The sequence below is a fragment of the Pseudomonas sp. 273 genome (genome assembly GCF_029201425.1).
In the GTDB taxonomy this organism is placed as follows: Bacteria; Pseudomonadota; Gammaproteobacteria; order Pseudomonadales; family Pseudomonadaceae; genus Pseudomonas; species Pseudomonas delhiensis.
This window is the reverse complement of the sequence record NZ_CP116775.1, coordinates 6326105-6345117: the sequence shown is the minus strand read 5'-3', so window position 1 is coordinate 6345117 and position 19013 is coordinate 6326105. Positions and strand designations below refer to the sequence as shown.

The 19013-nt window shown below is 68.2% G+C and carries 15 protein-coding genes and 2 pseudogenes; 13 read left to right on the top strand and 4 right to left on the bottom strand.

What is annotated here, in order from left to right; genetic code table 11:
• The first annotated feature begins 49 nt into the window (after nucleotides 1–49).
• From PKO50_RS29115 to PKO50_RS29105, 3 genes are all read left to right on the top strand, one after another.
• Nucleotides 50–532 carry a disulfide bond formation protein B gene (locus PKO50_RS29115; protein ID WP_109932124.1) on the top strand — a complete coding sequence of 161 codons (483 nt, stop codon included), beginning with the start codon at nucleotides 50–52 and terminating at the stop codon, nucleotides 530–532.
• Between the two features lie 246 nt (nucleotides 533–778).
• The gene (gene rsd / locus PKO50_RS29110; RefSeq protein ID WP_109932126.1) at nucleotides 779–1246 is read left to right on the top strand and encodes a sigma D regulator; all 468 of its coding nucleotides are present in this window, start codon (nucleotides 779–781) and stop codon (nucleotides 1244–1246) included.
• Between the two features lie 322 nt (nucleotides 1247–1568).
• Nucleotides 1569–2804, top strand: coding sequence for an AlgP family protein (locus PKO50_RS29105; protein ID WP_275627960.1), 1236 nt, complete (start codon nucleotides 1569–1571; stop codon nucleotides 2802–2804).
• Here the strand turns inward: PKO50_RS29105 and PKO50_RS29100 are convergent.
• Complete coding sequence (locus PKO50_RS29100; protein WP_275627959.1) at nucleotides 2801–3274, bottom strand: TIGR02444 family protein; 474 nt, start codon at nucleotides 3272–3274, stop codon at nucleotides 2801–2803. The genes PKO50_RS29105 and PKO50_RS29100 overlap by 4 nt on opposite strands.
• Nucleotides 3275–3321: 47 nt before the next feature.
• On the opposite strand from PKO50_RS29100, the gene PKO50_RS29095 reads away from it, so the two are divergent.
• The 6 genes and pseudogenes from PKO50_RS29095 to PKO50_RS29070 all read left to right on the top strand — a co-directional run bounded on the left by PKO50_RS29095 (nucleotide 3322) and on the right by PKO50_RS29070 (nucleotide 10012).
• Nucleotides 3322–5235, top strand: coding sequence for an ATP-binding cassette domain-containing protein (locus PKO50_RS29095; RefSeq protein WP_109932131.1), 1914 nt, complete (start codon nucleotides 3322–3324; stop codon nucleotides 5233–5235).
• Nucleotides 5235–5795, top strand: a complete 561-nt coding sequence (locus PKO50_RS29090; RefSeq protein WP_109932133.1) for a mechanosensitive ion channel family protein — start codon at nucleotides 5235–5237, stop codon at nucleotides 5793–5795. Before PKO50_RS29095 ends, PKO50_RS29090 begins: the two co-directional genes overlap by 1 nt.
• A gap of 36 nt (nucleotides 5796–5831) precedes the next feature.
• Entirely contained in the window at nucleotides 5832–6590 is a 759-nt protein-coding gene (locus PKO50_RS29085; protein WP_089391040.1) for a TerC family protein, read from the top strand.
• A 299-nt stretch (nucleotides 6591–6889) separates the two neighbouring features.
• Entirely contained in the window at nucleotides 6890–7519 is a 630-nt protein-coding gene (locus PKO50_RS29080) for a LysE family transporter (protein ID WP_275627958.1), read from the top strand.
• 77 nt (nucleotides 7520–7596) lie between these two features.
• Nucleotides 7597–9492, top strand: a complete 1896-nt coding sequence (locus tag PKO50_RS29075; protein ID WP_275627957.1) for a cytochrome c/FTR1 family iron permease — start codon at nucleotides 7597–7599, stop codon at nucleotides 9490–9492.
• A 68-nt stretch (nucleotides 9493–9560) separates the two neighbouring features.
• A pseudogene (locus PKO50_RS29070) lies at nucleotides 9561–10012 on the top strand (YaiI/YqxD family protein).
• 98 nt (nucleotides 10013–10110) lie between these two features.
• Here PKO50_RS29070 and elbB read toward each other — a convergent pair.
• Complete coding sequence (elbB, locus tag PKO50_RS29065) at nucleotides 10111–10764, bottom strand: isoprenoid biosynthesis glyoxalase ElbB (protein WP_109932143.1); 654 nt, start codon at nucleotides 10762–10764, stop codon at nucleotides 10111–10113.
• Nucleotides 10765–10904: 140 nt separating this feature from the next.
• On the opposite strand from elbB, the gene PKO50_RS29060 reads away from it, so the two are divergent.
• A complete protein-coding gene (locus PKO50_RS29060; RefSeq protein ID WP_275627956.1) occupies nucleotides 10905–12143 on the top strand; it encodes a sterol desaturase family protein in 1239 nt (412 codons plus the stop codon).
• Here the strand turns inward: PKO50_RS29060 and PKO50_RS29055 are convergent, their stop codons facing one another.
• Nucleotides 12144–12707, bottom strand: coding sequence for a DedA family protein (locus tag PKO50_RS29055; RefSeq protein WP_275630542.1), 564 nt, complete (start codon nucleotides 12705–12707; stop codon nucleotides 12144–12146). It lies immediately after the preceding gene.
• A gap of 243 nt (nucleotides 12708–12950) precedes the next feature.
• Here PKO50_RS29055 and hemB point away from each other — a divergent pair.
• Nucleotides 12951–13963, top strand: a pseudogene (gene hemB, locus PKO50_RS29050) (porphobilinogen synthase).
• 22 nt (nucleotides 13964–13985) lie between these two features.
• Nucleotides 13986–16181, top strand: a complete 2196-nt coding sequence (ppk1, locus tag PKO50_RS29045) for a polyphosphate kinase 1 (RefSeq protein ID WP_109937082.1) — start codon at nucleotides 13986–13988, stop codon at nucleotides 16179–16181.
• Nucleotides 16182–16889: 708 nt separating this feature from the next.
• Here ppk1 and ppx read toward each other — a convergent pair.
• Entirely contained in the window at nucleotides 16890–18392 is a 1503-nt protein-coding gene (ppx, locus tag PKO50_RS29040; RefSeq protein ID WP_275627955.1) for an exopolyphosphatase, read from the bottom strand.
• Nucleotides 18393–18586: 194 nt separating this feature from the next.
• Between ppx and trxA the strand changes: the two genes are divergently transcribed.
• Nucleotides 18587–18913, top strand: a complete 327-nt coding sequence (gene trxA / locus PKO50_RS29035) for a thioredoxin TrxA (RefSeq protein WP_009615069.1) — start codon at nucleotides 18587–18589, stop codon at nucleotides 18911–18913.
• The last annotated feature ends 100 nt before the right edge of the window (nucleotides 18914–19013 follow it).

The window sequence follows — 19013 nt, the reverse complement described above, 5'->3', positions numbered from 1 at the left end:
TCCTCTACCGTAGCGGCCTTTCCGAAAATGCCGTGCCACTGGAGCCGCCATGAACCTGGCCAGCCCGCGTTCCCTGTTCTTCCTCGCCTTCCTCGCTTGCGCCGCCATGCTCGGCGCCGGCTTCTACCTGCAGTACATGGTCGGCCTGGAGCCCTGCCCGCTGTGCATCATGCAGCGCATCTTCTTCGCCGGCGCCGGGCTGTTCTCGCTGATCGCCGCCCTGCACGGCCGCGGCCGGCGCACCTACGCGGTGCTGGTGCTGCTCTGCTCGCTGGCCGGCGCCGGTACCGCGGGCCGGCAGATCTGGCTGCAGACCCTGCCGCCGGACCAGCTGCCGTCGTGCCTGCCGCCGCTGGACTACATGATGCAGACCATGCCCTACGCGGACATCCTCTGGACCATGTTCCACGGCTCGGCCGACTGCGCCGAAGTGACCTGGACGCTGCTGAGCCTGAGCATTCCGGAGTGGAGCCTGCTGGCCTTCGTCGGCTTCGCCCTGTTCGCCGTCTACCAGTTCCTGCGTCGCGGCTGATTGCCGCGGGGCGCCATAACCCACCGCGGCGCGAAGCCAGCGCCGCCGCGGCCTGCCGATTAAACGCTCGTATGAATTTTCCCGCGAAAGGTGTCTTGAAGCCGACATCCCACGGGCATACTCTGGTCTTCCGCACCGCCGGAATCCCGCCATCAGAGCGGTAGAAGGCCGGCGAGTGCACGCATTCGACAGAGAATTGTCCCGGGGTGGAACCCGCCGGGACAGGCCGAGGGAAGCGAGGACAAGATGCTCGAGAGCTGCCGCAATGCCCAGGAACGTTGGGGAGGCGTCCACCAGCTGATCGACCGCTGGTTGCGTGACCGCCAGGAACTCATCCAGGCCTTCGATTCGCTATCCGGCACCCAGGCGCCCGCGGTCAATGGCGAGGGGCTGGAGAACTTCTGCCAGCGTCTGGTCGACTACGTCTCCGCCGGCCACTTCGAGGTCTACGAACAACTGATGGACGAGGCCAAGGCCTTCGGCGATGCGCGCGGCCTGGAACTGGCCAAGCAGATCTACCCGCGCCTGGAAACCATCACCGCGTCCGCGCTGAACTTCAACGACCGTTGCGACAACGGCGACTGCCGCGAAGGCACCTGCCTGACCAGCGAGCTGAAAGCCCTGCGCCAGGAATTGCACGAGCGCTTCGAGCTTGAGGATTGCCTGATCGAGGTGCTGCACAACGCCCACGAGCAGCGCACGGTCGGCGCCTGATTCCCAGCGGCGAGCAAAGGGGCGCGGTCCTTGCGGACGCGCCTTTTTTCATGCCTGGAAAAACCCGCTGGGGCGGCTGAAAGCCCCGAGCCATGCGGCTTCTGGCTCTTCTGGAGTTCGCCTCCGGGGGCTTCGTTGCGGCGGCATGCGGCGGCGTTGACGAGGGCGTCGATGGGGGAGGCGCGCCCGAGGCGGGTTGCCCAGCCTGTGGAAAAACGGCTGCAGATTGTGCCTGGCGCGGGTTTCAGCTTTATGGGGGCGTTGGCGAGAGGGGCTGTGCGGGTCTAGTATGGGCGCAACCACGTACGCCAGGAGGCACGTCATGTCGGCCAACAAGAAACCTGTCACTACTCCCTTGCATCTGCTGCAGCAACTTTCCCACAGTCTGATCGAGCATCTGGAGACCGCCTGCAAGCAGGCCCTGGTGGACTCCGAGAAACTGCACGCCAAGCTGGAAAAACAACGCGCCAAGGCGCAGGACAAACTGCACAAGGCACGCACCAAGCTGCAGGAAGCGGGCAAGTCCGGGAAGGCCAAGGCACAAGCCAAGGCCAAGGCCGGCATCGCGGAGCTGGAAGAGGTGCTGGAAACCCTGAAGGGCCGCCAGGCGGAAACCCGTACCTACATCGCCAGCCTCAAGCGCGACGTCCAGGAAAGCCTGAAGCTGGCCCAGGGCGTGAGCAAGGTGAAGGAAGCGGTCGGCAAGTCCCTGGCCGCCCGCAAGCCGGTTGCCGCCGCCAAGCCCGTCGCCGCCAAGCCGGTGGCCAAGGCTGCCGCTGCGAAGCCCGCTGCCAAACCGGCTGCCAAGGCCGTTGCCGCCAAGCCGGCTGCCAAAGCTGCTGCTGCGAAGCCCGCCGCCAAGCCGGCTGCTAAAGCTGCCGCTGCCAAGCCCGCCGCTAAACCGGCTGCCAAAACTGCCGCTGCCAAGCCTGCTGCTAAACCGGCTGCCAAAGCTGCTGCTGCCAAGCCTGCCGCTAAACCGGCTGCCAAGGCTGCTGCTGCCAAGCCTGCCGCTAAACCGGCTGCCAAGGCTGCTGCTGCCAAGCCTGCCGCTAAACCGGCTGCCAAGGCTGCTGCTGCCAAGCCTGCCGCTAAACCGGTTGCCAAGGCTGCCGCTGCCAAGCCTGCCGCCAAGCCGGCTGCCAAAACTGCTGCCGCCAAGCCCGCCGCGAAACCGGCTGCTAAAGCTGCCGCCGCGAAGCCGGCTGCCAAGCCCGCTGCTGCCAAACCGGCCGCCAAGCCCGCCGCTGCCAAGCCTGCCGCCAAACCGGCTGCCAAGCCCGTAGCTGCGAAGCCCGCCGCCAAACCGGCTGCCAAGCCCGCTGCTGCGAAGCCTGCCGCCAAACCGGCCGCCAAGCCCGCTGCTGCGAAGCCTGCCGCCAAACCAGCCGCCAAGCCCGCTGTTGCCAAACCCGCCGCAGCCAAGCCTGCAGCGCCCGCTGCTGCCCCGGCTGCTGCTCCCGCTGCCCCGGCCGCGTCGACCGCTCCGGTCGCCAGCGCAGCACCGGCTCCGGTAGCGCCGAGCGCTCCGGCCGCCACTCCGAGCAGCGCTTCCTAAGGCGCCGCTCGCGAAGCCGCCGCGGTGCGCAGCTGTTGCAGCGCACCGCGGCGTGCCTTCCCCGCTTCGCCGGCGCAGCCCTGCAGCCAGGCGTCCAGTTCGTCCCTGTCTTCTTCGGCCCAGTCCCGTCCCGCTTCCGCCAGCCGCTCCAGTTGCAGGCGTTCGGCGCGCAGCTCCAGTGTTTTCAGGGTTTCCCGCAACGCTTCCAGATGGGCGTCGTCCCTTGCTCCGGCCTTCCATTGCTGGCGCAACGTACGCAGGGGCCTGACCACCTCGTTCTGCCAGCCGGCGGAGGCTCTCGCCAGGGCGTCCAGGCGTTGTTCGCCACAGGCCACGCCACGGGCGCCGAACCAGGTCCCGGCCAGCAGCAGGCAGACGTCGGCGCCGGCCTCCTGCAATGCCAGGCAGGCCGCCTCGCAGCCCGGTTGCGCGTAGAGGTCCAGGGCGAACGACCAGATATCTTCTGTCATAGGGCTCCCACAGCGGTTGCGCGGCGAAGCTGATAAACTCCGCCGCCATGATTCGACTACAAAATCTTACGCTACAGCGTGGCCCCCAGCGCTTGCTGGAAGGTGCCGAACTGACCTTGCATGCCGGCCAGAAAGTCGGCCTGATCGGTGCCAACGGCGCCGGCAAGTCGAGCCTGTTCGCGCTGCTGCGCGGCCAGCTCGGGCAGGACGCCGGCGACTACCGGATTCCCGCCGACTGGCGCATCGCGCACATGCGCCAGGAAGTGGACACCCTGGAACGCCAGGCGGTGGACTACGTCCTCGACGGCGACGTGCGCCTGCGCGAAATCCAGACGCAGCTGGCCAGCGCCGAAGCTGCCCATGACGGCGCCGCCGTGGCCCGCCTGCACACCGAGCTGGACAACGCCGACGGCTATACCGCCGACGCGCGGGCGCGCAAGCTGCTGGCCGGCCTGGGCTTCTCCGCCGAGCAGATGGAGCGCCGCGTCGGCGACTTCTCCGGTGGCTGGCGGATGCGCCTGAACCTGGCCCAGGCGCTGATGTGCCCGTCCGAACTGCTGCTGCTCGACGAACCCACCAACCACCTCGACCTCGACGCCATCCTCTGGCTCGAGGAGTGGCTCAAGGGCTACCCGGGCACGCTCATCCTCATCTCCCACGACCGCGACTTCCTCGATGCCGTGGTCGACCACGTGGCGCACCTGGAGCAGCGCAAGCTCACCCTCTACCGCGGCGGCTACTCGGCCTTCGAGCGCACCCGCGCCGAACGCCTGGCGCAGCAGCAGCAGGCCTACGAGAAGCAGCAGGCGCAACGCGCCCACATGGAAAAGTACATCGCCCGCTTCCGCGCCCAGGCCACCAAGGCGCGCCAGGCCCAGAGCCGCATCAAGGCCCTGGAGCGCCTGGAGGAGCTGGCCCCGGCCCACATCGACTCGCCCTTCGACTTCGTCTTCCGCGAGTCGGACAGGATCTCCAGCCCCTTGCTCGACCTCGCCGAGGCGCGCCTGGGCTATGGCGACAAGACGGTGCTGGAGAAGGTCAAGCTGCAACTGGTGCCCGGCGCGCGCATCGGCCTGCTGGGCCCCAACGGCGCCGGCAAGTCGACCCTGATCAAGACCCTTTCCGGCGACCTGCCGCTGCTGGCCGGGCACCTGGCGCGCGGCGAGAACCTCGCCATCGGCTACTTCGCCCAGCACCAGCTCGACTCGCTGGACGCCAAGGCCAGCCCGCTGCTGCACCTGCAGCGCATCGCCCCGGGCGAGCGCGAGCAGACCCTGCGCGACTTCCTCGGCGGCTTCGACTTCCGCGGCGCGCGCTGCGACGAGCCGGTGCTGAACTTCTCCGGTGGCGAGAAGGCGCGCCTGGCGCTGGCCCTGATCGCCTGGCAGAAACCCAACCTGCTGCTGCTCGACGAGCCGACCAACCACCTCGACCTGGAGATGCGCCTGGCCCTGACCATGGCCCTGCAGGAGTTCTCCGGGGCGGTGGTGGTGGTGTCCCACGATCGCCACCTGCTCAAGAGCACCACCGACCAGTTCCTGTTGGTGGCCGACGGCCGCGTGCAGGACTTCGACGGCGACCTCGACGACTACGCCCGCTGGCTGGTGGACTTCCGCGCGCGCCAGGCGCCGGCCGTCAATGCCGGCGCGGCGTCCGCCGAGAAGACCGACAAGCGCGCCCAGCGCCAGGCCGCCGCCGCGCTGCGCCAGCAGCTGGCGCCGCACAAGCGCGAGGCGGACAAGCTGGAGAAGGAGCTTGGCGGCCTGCACGAGAAGCTCGCCGCGCTCGAGGAGAAACTCGGCGACAGCGCCCTCTACGAAGCCGCGCGCAAGGACGAGTTGCGTGACCTGCTGGCCCGGCAGGCGACGCTCAAGACGCGCGAGGCCGAGGTCGAGGAAGCCTGGCTGGTGGCCCTGGAAACCCTGGAGAACCTCCAGGCCCAGCTCGAAGGGGCCGAGTGATGGAGGACCTGCCGCTGCTCATCGCCTGGAGCGATCCGTTGCTGCGCGGCCTGCAGATCATCCTCATCCTGCTCCTGGCCTGGGTGCTGCAGCGCCTGGTGGCGCGCGGCCTCAACCGCCTGGCCCAGCGCTACCCGCTGCCCCACGAACTGCTGCTGCCGCTGCGCGGCGGCCTGCGCTGGCTGATCATGGGCTCGGCGCTGATGATGGTCCTGGAGCGCCTGGGGGTTTCCGCCCAGGTGCTGTGGACCGCGCTGACCGGCTTCGTCGCGGTCGCCGCGGTGGCCTTCTTCGCCATCTGGAGCGTGCTCTCCAACCTGTTCTGCGCGGTGCTGATCTTCACCGTCGGCCCGTTCCGCCTGGGTGACCTGGTGGAGGTCATCGAGTCGGCCGACAAGGTCGGCGTGAAGGGCCGCGTCACCGCCATCAACCTGCTCTACACCACCCTCGAGGAAACCTTCGAGGACGGCACCAGCGCGCTGCTGCAGGTGCCCAACAGCCTGTTCTTCCAGAAGGCCATCCGGCGCTGGAAAGGGCCCGGGCTGAGTAGCGGAAGATAACGACAACCCCTGTTCCCACACGGATACCCACGCACTATGGAATGGCTCGCTAGCCCCGAAATCTGGGTTGCCTTTCTGACACTGACCGCCCTGGAGATCGTCCTGGGCATCGACAACATCATCTTCATCTCCATCCTGGTCAGCCGCCTGCCGGCGGCGCAGCAGCCCAAGGCACGGTTCTTCGGCCTGGCCCTGGCGATGGGCACGCGGATCCTCCTGCTGCTGTCGATCACCTGGGTGATGCGCCTGACCGCCGACCTCTTCGAGGTGTTCGGCCAGGGCGTTTCCGGGCGCGACCTGATCCTGTTCTTCGGCGGCCTGTTCCTGCTGTTCAAGAGCACCATGGAGATCTACCACAGCCTGGAAGGCGCCGAGGAAGGCGGGCAGGGCAGCGCCAAGAGCCGTGGCTTCATGGCGGTGATCATCCAGATCGCGATCATCGACATCATCTTCTCCCTGGACTCGGTGATCACCGCCGTGGGCCTGGTGCAGAACGTGCCGGTGATGATCGCCGCCATCGTCATCTCGGTCGGCGTGATGATGCTCGCCGCCGGCACCATCAGCGCCTTCATCGACCAGCACCCGTCTCTGAAGATGCTGGCGCTGTCCTTCCTCATCGTGGTCGGCACCGTGCTGGTGGCCGAGGCCTTCGAGGTCCACGTGCCCAAGGGCTACGTCTACTTCGCCATGGCCTTCTCGCTGGCGGTGGAAGCGCTCAACATCCGCCTGCGCGGCGCCCTGGCGCGCAAGCGCGGCGAAGAGCCGGTGAAGCTGCGCAAGGACCTGCCGAGCTGATTGGCATGCCCCGCGCCGGGCTTCCTCCATACCTGTAGGAGCGGGCCCTGCCCGCGATTCGCGCGCAGGGCGCGCTCCTGCAGGGGAACGCCGGAGTCACGCCGATGGGTATCGCTTCGCTCCACCCATCCTACGGGCTCGGAGTACCCGGAAAGAGATTCTCTGTGACCAAGCCCGAAGCGCGCCTGGGATCAAGGTCAAACGGCGGATAACCGCGAACGGTTATCCGCCCTACACGGCAACGCGCGACTCGGGCACACTGGCTACCCGTAACAAGATTTTTCGCCACGAGGTCCGCCATGCTCGCCAGTACCTGGTTCGCCTTCTTCATCGCCTGCTGGATCATCAGCCTGTCGCCCGGCGCCGGGGCCATCGCCTCGATGTCCTGCGGCCTGCAGTACGGCTTCTGGCGCGGCTACTGGAACGCCCTGGGCCTGCAGATCGGCCTGGCCCTGCAGATCGCCGTGGTCGCCGCCGGCGTCGGCGCGCTGCTGGCCACCTCGGCGCTGGCCTTCAGCGTCATCAAGTGGTTCGGCGTGGTCTACCTGGCCTATCTCGCCTGGCGCCAGTGGAGCACCGCGCCGCAGGTGATGCAGGCCGACGCCGAGCGCCCCATCGGCCGCCCGCTGAGCCTGGTGCTGCGCGGCTTCCTGGTCAACGCCAGCAACCCCAAGGCGGTGATCTTCATGCTCGCCGTGCTGCCGCAGTTCGTCGACCTGCACCGGCCGATGGCCATCCAGTACGTGATCATGGGCGCCACCATGATCTGCGTCGACCTGATCGTCATGGCCGGCTACACCGGGCTGGCCGCGCGGGTCCTGCGCGCGCTGCGCTCGCCACGCCAGCAGCGGCTGATGAACCGCACCTTCGCCAGCCTGTTCCTCGGCGCCGCCGCGCTGCTGGCCACCGTCCGCCGCGCCCCGGTCTGATGCCGACGGGCGCCGCCTAGGCGGGGCAATGGTGGCGGAGTAGTATTGGCGCCCTCCATTCTCATTCGCCTTCCGCCATGCGCCTTCCAAAGCTTCTCATCTGGCTGCTGCCGCTGCTTTGCGGCGCCAGCCTCACGGCCCTGGCCGACGCGCCGGTCGACCCTTCCCAGGCCCTGCACCTGCTGAGCTACCTGGCTGCCGACTACCCGCCGACGGTGAACGCCGGGCAGGTGGTCGACGCCACCGAATACCAGGAACAGCTGGAGTTCGCCGGCCAGTTGCAGGCGTTGTTGCTGGCCTTGCCGGCGCGCCCCGAGCGGGCTGACCTGGAACGCGAGGTGGCCGGCCTGCGCCGCGCCATCGAGCAGCGCCAGCCCGGCGCCCTGGTGGCGCAGCAGGCGCGGCACCTGGAAGCGCGCCTGGCGGATGTCTACCAGGTGGTGCAGACCCCGGCCATCACCCCCGACCCGGCCCGTGGCGCGCCGATCTTCGCCCAGCAGTGTTCCATCTGCCACGGCGATACCGGCAAGGGCGACGGCCCGGCGGGCATCGGCCTGCAGCCGCCGCCGGCCGACCTCACGGCCCGCGTGCGCCTGGACCAGCTGAGCCTCTACGACCTGCGCACGGTGATCGGCCTGGGCGTCGCCGGCACCGACATGCCGGCCTTCGCCGACCAGCTGGACGAGCGCCAGCGCTGGGACCTGGCGGCCTACGTCGCCGGCCTGAGCGCCACCGCCGCCCAGCCCGACGGCACCCACGCCTACCCGCTGGCCAGCCTGGCCACCCAGACCCCGGCCGAAGTGGCCGCCCGCGATGGCGACGCCGCCGCGCAGAGCTTCCGGGCCCTGCGTGCGCACCCGCCGCTGGAGCACCGCGGCCCTGCGCAGCTGATCGACTACACCGCCGCCACCCTGGACAAGAGCTTCGCCATCTACCGCCAGGGCGACCACGACCAGGCCTACGACCTGTCCGTGGCGGCCTACCTGGAAGGCTTCGAGCTGGTGGAAAGCTCGCTGGACAACGTCGACGCCACCCTGCGCAAGGCCACCGAGAAAGAGCTCATGGCCTACCGCCAGACGCTCCGCGACGGCCTGCCGGAAGCCCAGGTGGCGCAGCAGCTGGAGCGCGCCAAGGGCAAGCTGGGCGAAGCCGCCAAGGCATTGAGCGGCGACTCCCTGAGCAGCACCATCAGCTTCGTCTCGGCCCTGCTGATCCTGTTGCGCGAGGGCGTCGAGGCGATCCTGGTGCTCGCCGCCATCCTCGCCTTCCTGCGCAATACCGGGCAGGAAGCCGCCACCCGCGGCGTGCACGTCGGCTGGGGCCTGGCCTTCGTCGCCGGCTTCGCCACCTGGGCGCTGGCGGCCTACGTGATCGACATCGGCGGCGCCCAGCGCGAGCTGATGGAGGGCTTCACCTCGCTGTTCGCCTGCGTGATGGTGCTCTGGCTCGGCGTGTGGATGCACGACCGCCGCCACGCCGCGGCCTGGCAGGACTACATCCGCAGCAGCCTGGTGGGCGGCGGCGGGCGCTTCGGCTTCGCCGTGCTGGCGTTCTTCTCGGTGTACCGCGAGCTGTTCGAGGTCATCCTGTTCTACGAAACCCTCTGGCTGCAGGCCGGCCCGGCCGGGCACAGCGCAGTGATCGCCGGCGCCGGGTGCGCGGTGGTGCTGCTGATCGGCCTGGCCTGGGTGATCCTGCGCGGCTCGGCGAAGCTGCCGCTGAAGCTGTTCTTCACCGTTAACGCCGCGCTGCTCTGCGCGCTCTCGGTGGTGTTCGCCGGGCATGGCGTGGTGGCCCTGCAGGAAGCCGGGGTGATCGGCACCCGCCCGGTGCCCTTCTTCGACTTCGACTGGCTGGGCATCAAGGCCGACGCCTATTCGCTGTCGGCCCAGGCCCTGGCGCTGCTGGCGGTGGCCGTGCTCTACGGGCGCAGCCTGCTGGCGGAAAAACGCAAGGCCGCGGCGCTGCCCTGAGGCGGCGCGCGGCAAACCCCGACGGCCAGTGCGATACTGGCCGTCGTCATGTTCGGGAAACGAGTCCGATGCGTATCTGGATCGATGCCGACGCCTGCCCCGCGCGGCGAAGGAACTGGTGGCGAAGTTCGCCCTGAAGCGCAAGCTGGAAGTGGTGATGGTCGCCGGCCAGCCGGTGGCCAAGCCGCCGTTCGCCTGCGTCAGCCTGGTGGTGGTGCCCAGCGGCATGGACGCCGCCGACGACTACCTGGTGGAGCAGGCCGAGCCGGGCGACCTGGTGATCTGCAGCGACGTGCCGCTGGCCGACCGCCTGGTGAAGAAGGGCGTGGACGCCCTGGACCCGCGCGGCCGCGAGTTCGACGCGAAGAACATGGGCGAGCGCCTGGCCATGCGCAACCTGCTCACCGACCTGCGCGACCAGGGCCAGATGGGCGGCGGCCAGGCGCCCTATGGCGACAAGGACCGCCAGGCTTTCGCCAATGCGTTGGATCGGTTGCTGACGAAGTTGAACAAGGGATAGGGGCGGCAGGCTACAGGCTGTAGGCTGCAGGCGAAAAGCACGGAGCGCTCGGCCCTTCGCTCTTGCCTGTAGCCTGTAGCCTGCCGCCTGCAGCCGCCTCAGGCCAGTTCAAGCACCCGATCGACCAACTTGTTGATCCCGCTGGCGGCCTCGGCGATGTTCTGCGCCAGCATGTAGGCCGGGGTGGTCACCAGCTTGTGGCGGCTGTCCTCGACTATCTCATCCACCGGGCATTCGACGTGCTTGGCGCCCATGCGGGTCAGGGCGGCGGCGGTGTCGGCGTCGCAGCCGATGGTGCATTCGATGCCCGGGCCGTAGATGCGCTCGGCCATGGCCGGGGCGATGCAGATCAGACCCACCGGCTTGTGCGCGGCGGCGAAGGCCTTGGCCAGGGCCAGCACGTCCGACTCGACCTCGCACTGGTCGCCCTCGAAGGCGAAGTTGCTGAGGTTCTTCGCCGCGCCGAAACCGCCGGGAACGATGAGCGCGTCGAAGTCCTCGGCCTTCGCCTCGCGCACGTCCCTGATGGCGCCACGGGCGATGCGCGCGGACTCCACCAGCACGTTGCGGCTCTCGGGCATTTCCTCGCCGGTCAGGTGGTTGACCACGTGGTGCTGGGCGATGTCCGGGGCGAAGCACTGCACCTGCGCACCGCGCTGGGCCAGGCGCAGCAGGGTGATCACGCTTTCGTGGATCTCGGCGCCGTCGTAGACGCCGCAGCCGGAGAGGATGACGGCAACTTTCTTGTGCATGCAGGTACTCCTGGTTCGGGGTGGCCGGCGTGGCGACGTGCCTGTCGCCATATGCCGGCCGGGTTGTCACCGGCGGCCGTTGTACCCGGGCGCCAGAGGACTAGGATCGGTATCCATAAGCATAACGATTCGGTCGCGCCATGAACTACATCCTCTTCGCGGTGCCGTTCTTCTTTCTGCTGATCGCGCTGGAGCTGCTCGCCGACCGCTGGCGCGGCACCTCCACCTACCGCTTGGGCGACGCCCTGAACAGCCTCAGCGCCGGGGTGCTGTCCACCACCAGCGGCCTGCTGACCAAGGGCATCGGCCTGGTCACCTACGTGTTCGCCTGGCAGCACCTGGCGCTCTTCGAATTGTCGGCGCAAAGCGCCTGGGTCTGGGTGTTCGCCTTCGTCTTCTACGACTTCTGCTACTACTGGAACCACCGCCTGGGCCACGAGCGCAGCATCCTCTGGGCGGCCCACGCGGTGCACCACCAGAGCGAGGAGTACAACCTCAGCACGGCGCTGCGGCAGACCAGCACGGGCTTCCTGTTCGGCTGGATCTTCTATCTGCCGATGGCGGTGGCCGGGGTGCCGCCGCTGGTGTTCCTCACGGTGGCGGCGCTGAACCTGCTCTACCAGTTCTGGGTGCACACCCGGCACATTCCCAAGCTGGGCTGGTTCGAATGGGTCTTCATCAGCCCTTCGAACCACCGGGTGCACCATGCGCAGAACCCTGTCTACATGGACCGCAACTACGGTGGCGTGTTCATCCTCTGGGACCGCCTGTTCGGTACCTTCCAGGAAGAGCTGGACGAGGAGCCGGTGGTGTTCGGCGTGACCGTGCCGCTGGCCAGCTGGAACCCGCTGTGGGCCAACCTGCAGGTGTATGCCGCGCTGTGGAACGATGCGCGGCGGGCGGGCAGCTGGTGGGACAAGCTGCGCATCTGGTTCATGCGCACCGGCTGGCGCCCGGCCGACGTGGCGGCGCGCTACCCGCTGCAGAAGCCCGACCTGGCCACCTTCCGCAAGTTCGAGGTGCCGCTCTCCCGCGGCCGGCAGTGGTACGCGGCGCTGCAGTTCGCCGGCTACGTGGTCGGCGGCACCTTGTTGCTGGGGTTGGGGGAGGGCTGGCCGCTGCCGGCGCTGCTGCTGGGGTGGGCGTGGATGGCCTGCGGCCTGTTCGCCATCGGCGCCTGGCTGGAGAGCCGCGCCTGGGCGCCGAGGCTGGAAATGCTGCGCCTGCTGCTGAACCCGCCCTGGGTGGCGGTTACCGCCGCAGCGGCCGGCCTGGCGCTGCCGGGGTGGGCGTTGGCGTTGCTGGGCGCCCATGCCGGCCTCAGCCTGCTGGCGCTGTGGGGCCTGCGCCACGAGGGGCGGCAGGCGCAGCCGGCCTGATCAGCCGCCGTTGCGGCTGTTCCTGATGCGCCGGTGCAGCCACAGCAGCAGGCCCACGGCGAGCAGGCCGCCGAGGACCATGAGTTCGTACTTCTTGATGTTGCCCAGCACGCCTTCGAGCACGCTGCCGAAGTAGTACGCCGCCGAGCCGAGCACGCTGGCCCAGACGATGGCGCCGAGGCCGTTGAGCAGCAGGTAGCGGCCCGGCGGATAGCCGGACAGGCCGATGGCCACCGGCATCACCGTGCGCAGGCCGTAGACGAAGCGGAAGCTCAGCACCCACAGGTCCGGGCGCCGCCGCACGTGCTCCAGGGCGCGGTCGCCGAGCTTCTGCCAGCGCGGCTTGCGCGCCAGCAGCTTGCGCCCGTGGCGGCGGCCGAGGAAGTACCAGAGCTGGTCGCCGGCGTAGCTGCCGAGGAAGGCCACGGCGATCACGTATTCGAGCTGCATGTAGCCACGGAAGGCAAGGAAACCGGCCAGCACCAGAATCGTCTCGCCCTCGAAGAAGGTGCCGAGGAACAGGGCCAGATAGCCGAAATCCTGCAGGAATTGTTGGAGCATTATCGAGGCAACGCAGCGAAATGAACGCGCAGCCTAACCCGGTTGTCGTCCGGGGGAAGGCACCTGCTGGCGGCTTGCTGGCCTTTGCATGGCCCAGGCCGCCTACTTTGGTCGTATGCTGCGGCTTCGGGCCCCTGCGACCGGTTGCCGCGACCCCGGGTCACTGTTACCCCTTGTTACCAATCGGTCATAATCACGGACTATAACTGTCACACTGTGCCTGCTGCCCGGGCCCTGGAGTACGCCGTGAGCTTCATTTCCGCCGAACGCGCCTTCCCCTTCACCCGCCTGCGCCGTAACCGCCGCGACGAGTTTTCCCGTCGCCTGGTGCGCGAGAACGTGCTGAGCGTCGACGACCTCATCCTTCCGGTGTTCGTCCTCGACGGCAAGAACCAGCGCGAGGCCATCGCCTCGATGCCGGGCGTCGAGCGCCTGTCCATCGACCTGCTGCTGCAGGAGGCCGAGCAACTGGTGGAGCTGGGCATCCCGGCGCTGGCGCTGTTCCCGGTCACCCCGCTGGAGAAGAAGTCCCTCGATGGCGCCGAGGCCTACAACCCCGAGGGCATCGCCCAGCGCGCCACCCGTGCCCTGCGCGAGCGCTTCCCGGAACTGGGCATCATCACCGACGTGGCCCTGGACCCGTTCACCAGCCATGGCCAGGACGGCATCCTCGACGAGAACGGCTACGTGATGAACGACGAGTCGGTGGACGTGCTGGTCAGGCAGGCGCTGTCCCACGCCGAGGCCGGCGCCCAGGTGGTGGCCCCTCGGACATGATGGACGGCCGCGTCGGCGCCATCCGCGAGGCGCTGGAATCTACCGGGCACACCAACGTGCGCATCATGGCCTACTCGGCCAAGTACGCCAGCGCCTACTACGGCCCGTTCCGCGATGCGGTCGGCTCCGCCGCCAACCTCGGCAAGGGCAGCAAGGCCACCTACCAGATGGACCCGGGCAACAGCGACGAGGCGCTGCACGAGATCGCCGCCGACCTCGCCGAAGGCGCCGACATGATCATGGTCAAGCCGGGCATGCCCTATCTGGACATCGTCCGCCGGGCCAAGGACGAATTCCGCGCGCCGACCTTCGTCTACCAGGTCAGCGGCGAATACGCGATGCACATGGCGGCCATCGAGAATGGCTGGCTCAGCGAGGCGGTGATTCTCGAATCGCTGCTGGCCTTCAAGCGCGCCGGCGCTGATGGCATCCTGACCTACTTCGCCAAACGTGCGGCAGAACAACTGAAAAGGGGGCGCTGACGCCCCCGCGACGAGACTTGCGATGAATACCGAAGGCCAGAACGCAACCGATCTGATCGAAACCGAAGTGACCGTCACCGAAACCCTGGTGCTGCCCGAGGCGGCCGAAACCGTCGTGGAGGTGCCCGCCGCGCCGGCGGTGAACGTCGACGACAGTGCCCTCTACATTCATCGCGAGCTGTCGCAGCTGCAGTTCAACATCCGCGTGCTGGAGCAGGCGCTGGACGAGTCCTACCCGCTGCTCGAGCGCCTGAAGTTCCTGCTGATCTTCTCCAGCAACCTCGACGAGTTCTTCGAGATCCGCGTCGCCGGGCTGAAGAAGCAGATCACCTTCGCCCGCGAGCAGGCCGGCGCCGACGGCCTGCTGCCGCACCAGGCCCTGGCGCGGATCAGCGAGCAGGTGCACGAGCAGGTCGGCCGGCAGTACGCCATCCTCAACGACATCCTGCTGCCGGAGCTGGCCAAGCACGGCGTGCGCTTCATCCGCCGGCGCTACTGGACGCCGAAGATCAAGGCCTGGGTGCGGCGCTTCTTCCGCGACGAGATCGCCCCGATCATCACCCCCATCGGCCTCGACCCGACCCACCCGTTCCCGCTGCTGGTGAACAAGAGCCTGAACTTCGTGGTGGAGCTCGAGGGGATGGACGCCTTCGGCCGCGACTCCGGCCTTGCGATCATCCCGGCGCCGCGCTCGCTGCCGCGGATCATCCGCCTGCCCGAGGACGTGGCCGGGGAGGGCGACAACTACGTGTTCCTCTCCTCGATGATCCATGCCCACGCCGACGACCTGTTCTCCGGCATGAAGGTCAAGGGTTGCTACCAGTTCCGCCTGACGCGTAACGCCGACCTCTCGGTGGACGCCGAGGACGTCGAGGACCTGGCCCGCGCGCTGCGCGGCGAGCTGTTCTCGCGGCGCTACGGCGACGCCGTGCGCCTGGAAGTGGTGGACACCTGCCCGGCGAACCTGTCCAACTACCTGCTCAAGCAGTTCGGCCTGGCCGAGAGCGAGCTGTACAAGGTCAGCGGCCCGGTCAACCTGACCCGCCTGTTCAGCGTCACCGGCCTTGCCAGCCACCCGGAGCTGCAGTACCCGCCGTTCACCCCGACCATTCCGAAGCTGCTGCAGAAGAAGGAGAACATGTTCGGCGTGCTGGCCAAGCTGGACGTGCTGCTGATGCACCCCTTCGAGTCCTTCACCCCGGTGGTCGACCTGCTGCGCCAGGCCGCCAAGGATCCGAACGTGCTGGCCATCAAGCAGACCCTGTACCGCTCCGGGGCCAACTCGGAGATCGTCGACGCCCTGGTGGAAGCGGCGCGCAACGGCAAGGAGGTCACTGCGGTGATCGAACTGCGCGCGCGCTTCGACGAGGAGTCCAACCTGCAGCTGGCCAGCCGCCTGCAGCAGGCCGGCGCGGTGGTGATCTACGGCGTGGTCGGCTTCAAGACCCACGCCAAGATGATGCTCATCCTCCGCCGCGAGGACGGCGAGCTGCGCCGCTACGCGCACCTGGGCACCGGCAACTACCACGCCGGCAACGCTCGCCTGTACACCGACTACAGCCTGCTCACCGCCGACGTGGCGCTGTGCGAGGACCTGCACAAGCTGTTCAACCAGCTGATCGGCATGGGCAAGACGCTGCGCATGAAGAAGCTGCTGCACGCGCCCTTCACGCTGAAGAAGAACCTGCTGGAGATGATCAACCGCGAGGCGGCCCAGGCCGCCGAGGGCAAGCCGGCGCACATCATGGCCAAGGTCAACTCGCTGACCGACCCGAAGGTCATCCGCGCGCTGTACAAGGCCAGCCAGGCGGGGGTGAAGGTCGACCTGGTGGTGCGTGGCATGTGCTGCCTGCGCCCGGGTGTGCCGGGGGTCTCGCACAACATCCACGTGCGCTCCATCATCGGCCGCTTCCTCGAGCACAGCCGCATCTACTACTTCCTCAACGGCGGCGACGAGAAGCTGTACCTCTCCAGCGCCGACTGGATGGAGCGCAACCTCGACATGCGCGTGGAGACCTGCTTCCCGGTGGAAGGCAAGAAGCTGGTGCAGCGGGTGAAGAAGGAGCTGGAGCTGTACCTGGCCGACAACACCCAGGCCTGGGTGCTGCAACCCGACGGCAGCTACCAGCGCCTGAACCCCACCGGCAACCAGAACCCGCGCAACGCCCAGGCCATGCTGCTGGAGCGGCTGTGCACGCCGGTGATCAACGGACGCTGAGCGGCTGCCGAAAGACGAAAGCCCCGCCGCGCGAGCGCCGGGGCTTTTTGCTGCGGGCATGTTTCTAGTAGGAGCGGATCTCATCCGCGAATCGCGCCAGGGGCGGCTATAGCGGAGAAGCTCCGCTCCTACGGTCCAGGCTGGTATGGCTTCCTGTAGGAGCGGGCCCTGCCCGCGATTCGCGCGCAGGGCGCGCTCCTACAGGGGAATGGCGTGGATGGGGCAGCGTAGGAGCGGACCTCATCCGCGAATCGCGCCGGGGGCGGCTATCGCGGAGAAGCTCCGCTCCTACGGTCCAGGCTGGTATGGCTTCTTGTAGGCGCGGGCCCTGCCCGCGATTCGCGCGCAGGGCGCGCTCCTACAGGGGAATGGCGTGGATGGGGCAGCGTAGGAGCGGATCTCATCCGCGAATCGCGCCGGGGGGGCGGCTATCGCGGAGAAGCTCCGCTCCTACGGTCCAGGCTGGTGTGGCTTCTTGTAGGAGCGGGCCCTGCCCGCGAATCGCGCGCAGGGCGCGCTCCTACAGGGGAATGGCGTGGGTGGGGCGGCGTAGGAGCGGATCTCATCCGCGAATCGCGCCGGGGGCGGCTATCGTGGAGAAGCTTCGCTCCTACGGTCCAGGCTGGTGTGGCTTCTTGTAGGAGCGGGCCCTGCCCGCGAATCGCGCGCAGGGCGCGCTCCTACAGGGGAATGGCGTGGGTGGGGGCCTCAGCTCACGCTCAGTTGGTACCCCACGCGCTGCAGCCAGCCGGCTTCCTGCTCGAAGTCGGCCTGGGTCAGCGGGTTGGCTTCCAGCCAGCCCTTGGGGAAGCGCACTTCCAGGCTCTTCGGACCCACCTTGAGGGTGACGTCCGGCATTTGCTGGGTGCCGCGGATATGGTGGAAGAGGATGGCGAAGCGCAACACGATGCACAGGCGGATCAGCTTGTCGCCCTGTTCGCCCTGCTCGTTGAACTTGTCCGCCGGGATGTTGCGGCGGTGGCCACGCACCAGCAGCGCCAGCACCTGCTGGTCCTCGCGGGAGAAGCCGGCCAGGTCCGAGTGCTCGACCAGGTAGGCGCCGTGCTTGTGGTAGTGGTAGTGGGCAATGTCCAGGCCCAGCTCGTGGACCCGCGCGGCCCAGCCGAGCAGTTCGCGGTGCCAGTCGTCCTGCAGGCCCCAGGCCTCGGCGACCTGCTCCAGCGCCTGCAGCGCCTTGGCCTCGACCCGCGCGGCCTGGTCGAGGTCGACGTGGTAGCGCTCGATCAGCGCGCTGATGGTGCGCTCGCGCACGTCCTCGTGGTGGTGGCGGCCGAGCAGGTCGTAGAGCACGCCTTCGCGCAGCGCGCCCTCGGAGTGCGACATCTGCTTGAGTTCGAGGGCGTCGAACAGCGCTTCGACGATGGCCAGGCCGGCCGGGAAGATCGGCCGGCGGTCGGGCTTGATGCCGTCCAGGTCGAGCTTGTCCACGTCGCCCAGCTTGAGCACCTTGCGCTTGAGCCAGGCCAGGCCCTCGGGGTTGATCTCGCCGTTGCCGTGGCCGCCGGACTGGATCGCCAGGCCCACCGCGCGGATGGTGCCGGAGGCGCCCAGGGCCTCGTCCCAGCCCAGGCGGCGCAGGCTGTTCTCGATGCCCATCAGTTCCAGGCGCGCCGAGGTGTAGGCCTGGGCGTAGCGGGCCGGGGTGATCTTGCCGTCCTTGAAGTAGCGCTGGGTGTAGCTGACGCAGCCCATCTGCAGGCTCTCGCGCAGCTGCGACTCGAAGCGCTGGCCGATGATGAACTCGGTGCTGCCGCCGCCGATGTCGGCCACCAGGCGGCGCCCGGCGGTGTCCGGCAGGGTGTGCGACACGCCCAGGTAGATCAGGCGCGCTTCCTCGCGGCCGGAGATGACCTCCACCGGGTGCCCGAGGATTTCCTCGGCGCGGCGGGTGAAGTCGTTGCGGTTGCGCGCCTCGCGCAGGGCGTTGGTGCCGACCACCCGCACCGAGCCCGGCGGCATGCCGTTGATCAGCTGGGCGAAGCGCCGCAGGCAGTCCAGGCCGCGCTGCATGGATTCTTCGTTGAGCAGGCGGTCCTCGCCGATGCCGGCGGCCAGCTGGACCTTCTCGCCGAGCCGCTCGAGGATGCGGATCTCGCCATGATCGGCCTTGGCCAGAACCATGTGGAAGCTGTTGGAGCCCAGGTCCAGGGCGGCGATCAGCGGGAAGGTCTTGGCGGGGGTATGGGGCATCTTGGAAAGGTCCATTCGTTAACCCCGACATCCTGCCACGATAGCCCTCCGGTGCCAACGAACGCCGGGCCGTCGATCGGTTTCGCCGGGGCCGGCGATAGCGACACTCAATCGCCTGCGCCTTTCGGAAGGCGGCCAAGGCGGGCTATGATGGGCCCACTTTTTTTCGCATCCGATTCCCACGGAGAGATTTCATGAGCGAACATATCGTCAGCGTTACCGATGCCAGCTTCGAGCAGGACGTGCTGAAGGCCGATGGTCCTGTGCTGGTGGACTACTGGGCCGAGTGGTGCGGCCCGTGCAAGATGATCGCGCCGGTACTGGACGAGATCGCCAAGGACTATCAGGGCAAGCTGAAAGTCTGCAAGCTGAACATCGACGAGAACCAGGAAACCCCGCCGAAGTACGGCGTGCGCGGCATTCCGACGCTGATGCTGTTCAAGGGCGGCAACGTCGAGGCCACCAAGGTCGGCGCGCTGTCCAAGTCGCAACTGGCGGCCTTCCTCGACAGCAACATCTGAGTCGAGACAGCCCCCGGAAAAGCCCCGCACGATGCGGGGTTTTTTTCATTCCATCCCCTAGACGCCCCCTGGCCCGGGTGTTACATTCGGGCCTGCAACG

Excerpts from the sequence above, each read along its gene's own strand:
- elbB (WP_109932143.1), bottom strand. The coding sequence starts at position 10,764 with ATGCACAAGAAAGTTGCCGTCATCCTCTCCGGCTGCGGCGTCTACGAC.
- PKO50_RS29100 (WP_275627959.1), bottom strand. The coding sequence starts at position 3,274 with ATGACAGAAGATATCTGGTCGTTCGCCCTGGACCTCTACGCGCAACCG.
- PKO50_RS29115 (WP_109932124.1), top strand. The coding sequence starts at position 50 with ATGAACCTGGCCAGCCCGCGTTCCCTGTTCTTCCTCGCCTTCCTCGCT.
- PKO50_RS29060 (WP_275627956.1), top strand. The coding sequence starts at position 10,905 with ATGAACTACATCCTCTTCGCGGTGCCGTTCTTCTTTCTGCTGATCGCG.
- trxA (WP_009615069.1), top strand. The coding sequence starts at position 18,587 with ATGAGCGAACATATCGTCAGCGTTACCGATGCCAGCTTCGAGCAGGAC.
- PKO50_RS29105 (WP_275627960.1), top strand. The coding sequence starts at position 1,569 with ATGTCGGCCAACAAGAAACCTGTCACTACTCCCTTGCATCTGCTGCAG.
- PKO50_RS29075 (WP_275627957.1), top strand. The coding sequence starts at position 7,597 with ATGCGCCTTCCAAAGCTTCTCATCTGGCTGCTGCCGCTGCTTTGCGGC.
- ppx (WP_275627955.1), bottom strand. The coding sequence starts at position 18,392 with ATGCCCCATACCCCCGCCAAGACCTTCCCGCTGATCGCCGCCCTGGAC.
- PKO50_RS29080 (WP_275627958.1), top strand. The coding sequence starts at position 6,890 with ATGCTCGCCAGTACCTGGTTCGCCTTCTTCATCGCCTGCTGGATCATC.
- PKO50_RS29090 (WP_109932133.1), top strand. The coding sequence starts at position 5,235 with ATGGAGGACCTGCCGCTGCTCATCGCCTGGAGCGATCCGTTGCTGCGC.
- PKO50_RS29095 (WP_109932131.1), top strand. The coding sequence starts at position 3,322 with ATGATTCGACTACAAAATCTTACGCTACAGCGTGGCCCCCAGCGCTTG.
- ppk1 (WP_109937082.1), top strand. The coding sequence starts at position 13,986 with ATGAATACCGAAGGCCAGAACGCAACCGATCTGATCGAAACCGAAGTG.
- PKO50_RS29085 (WP_089391040.1), top strand. The coding sequence starts at position 5,832 with ATGGAATGGCTCGCTAGCCCCGAAATCTGGGTTGCCTTTCTGACACTG.
- rsd (WP_109932126.1), top strand. The coding sequence starts at position 779 with ATGCTCGAGAGCTGCCGCAATGCCCAGGAACGTTGGGGAGGCGTCCAC.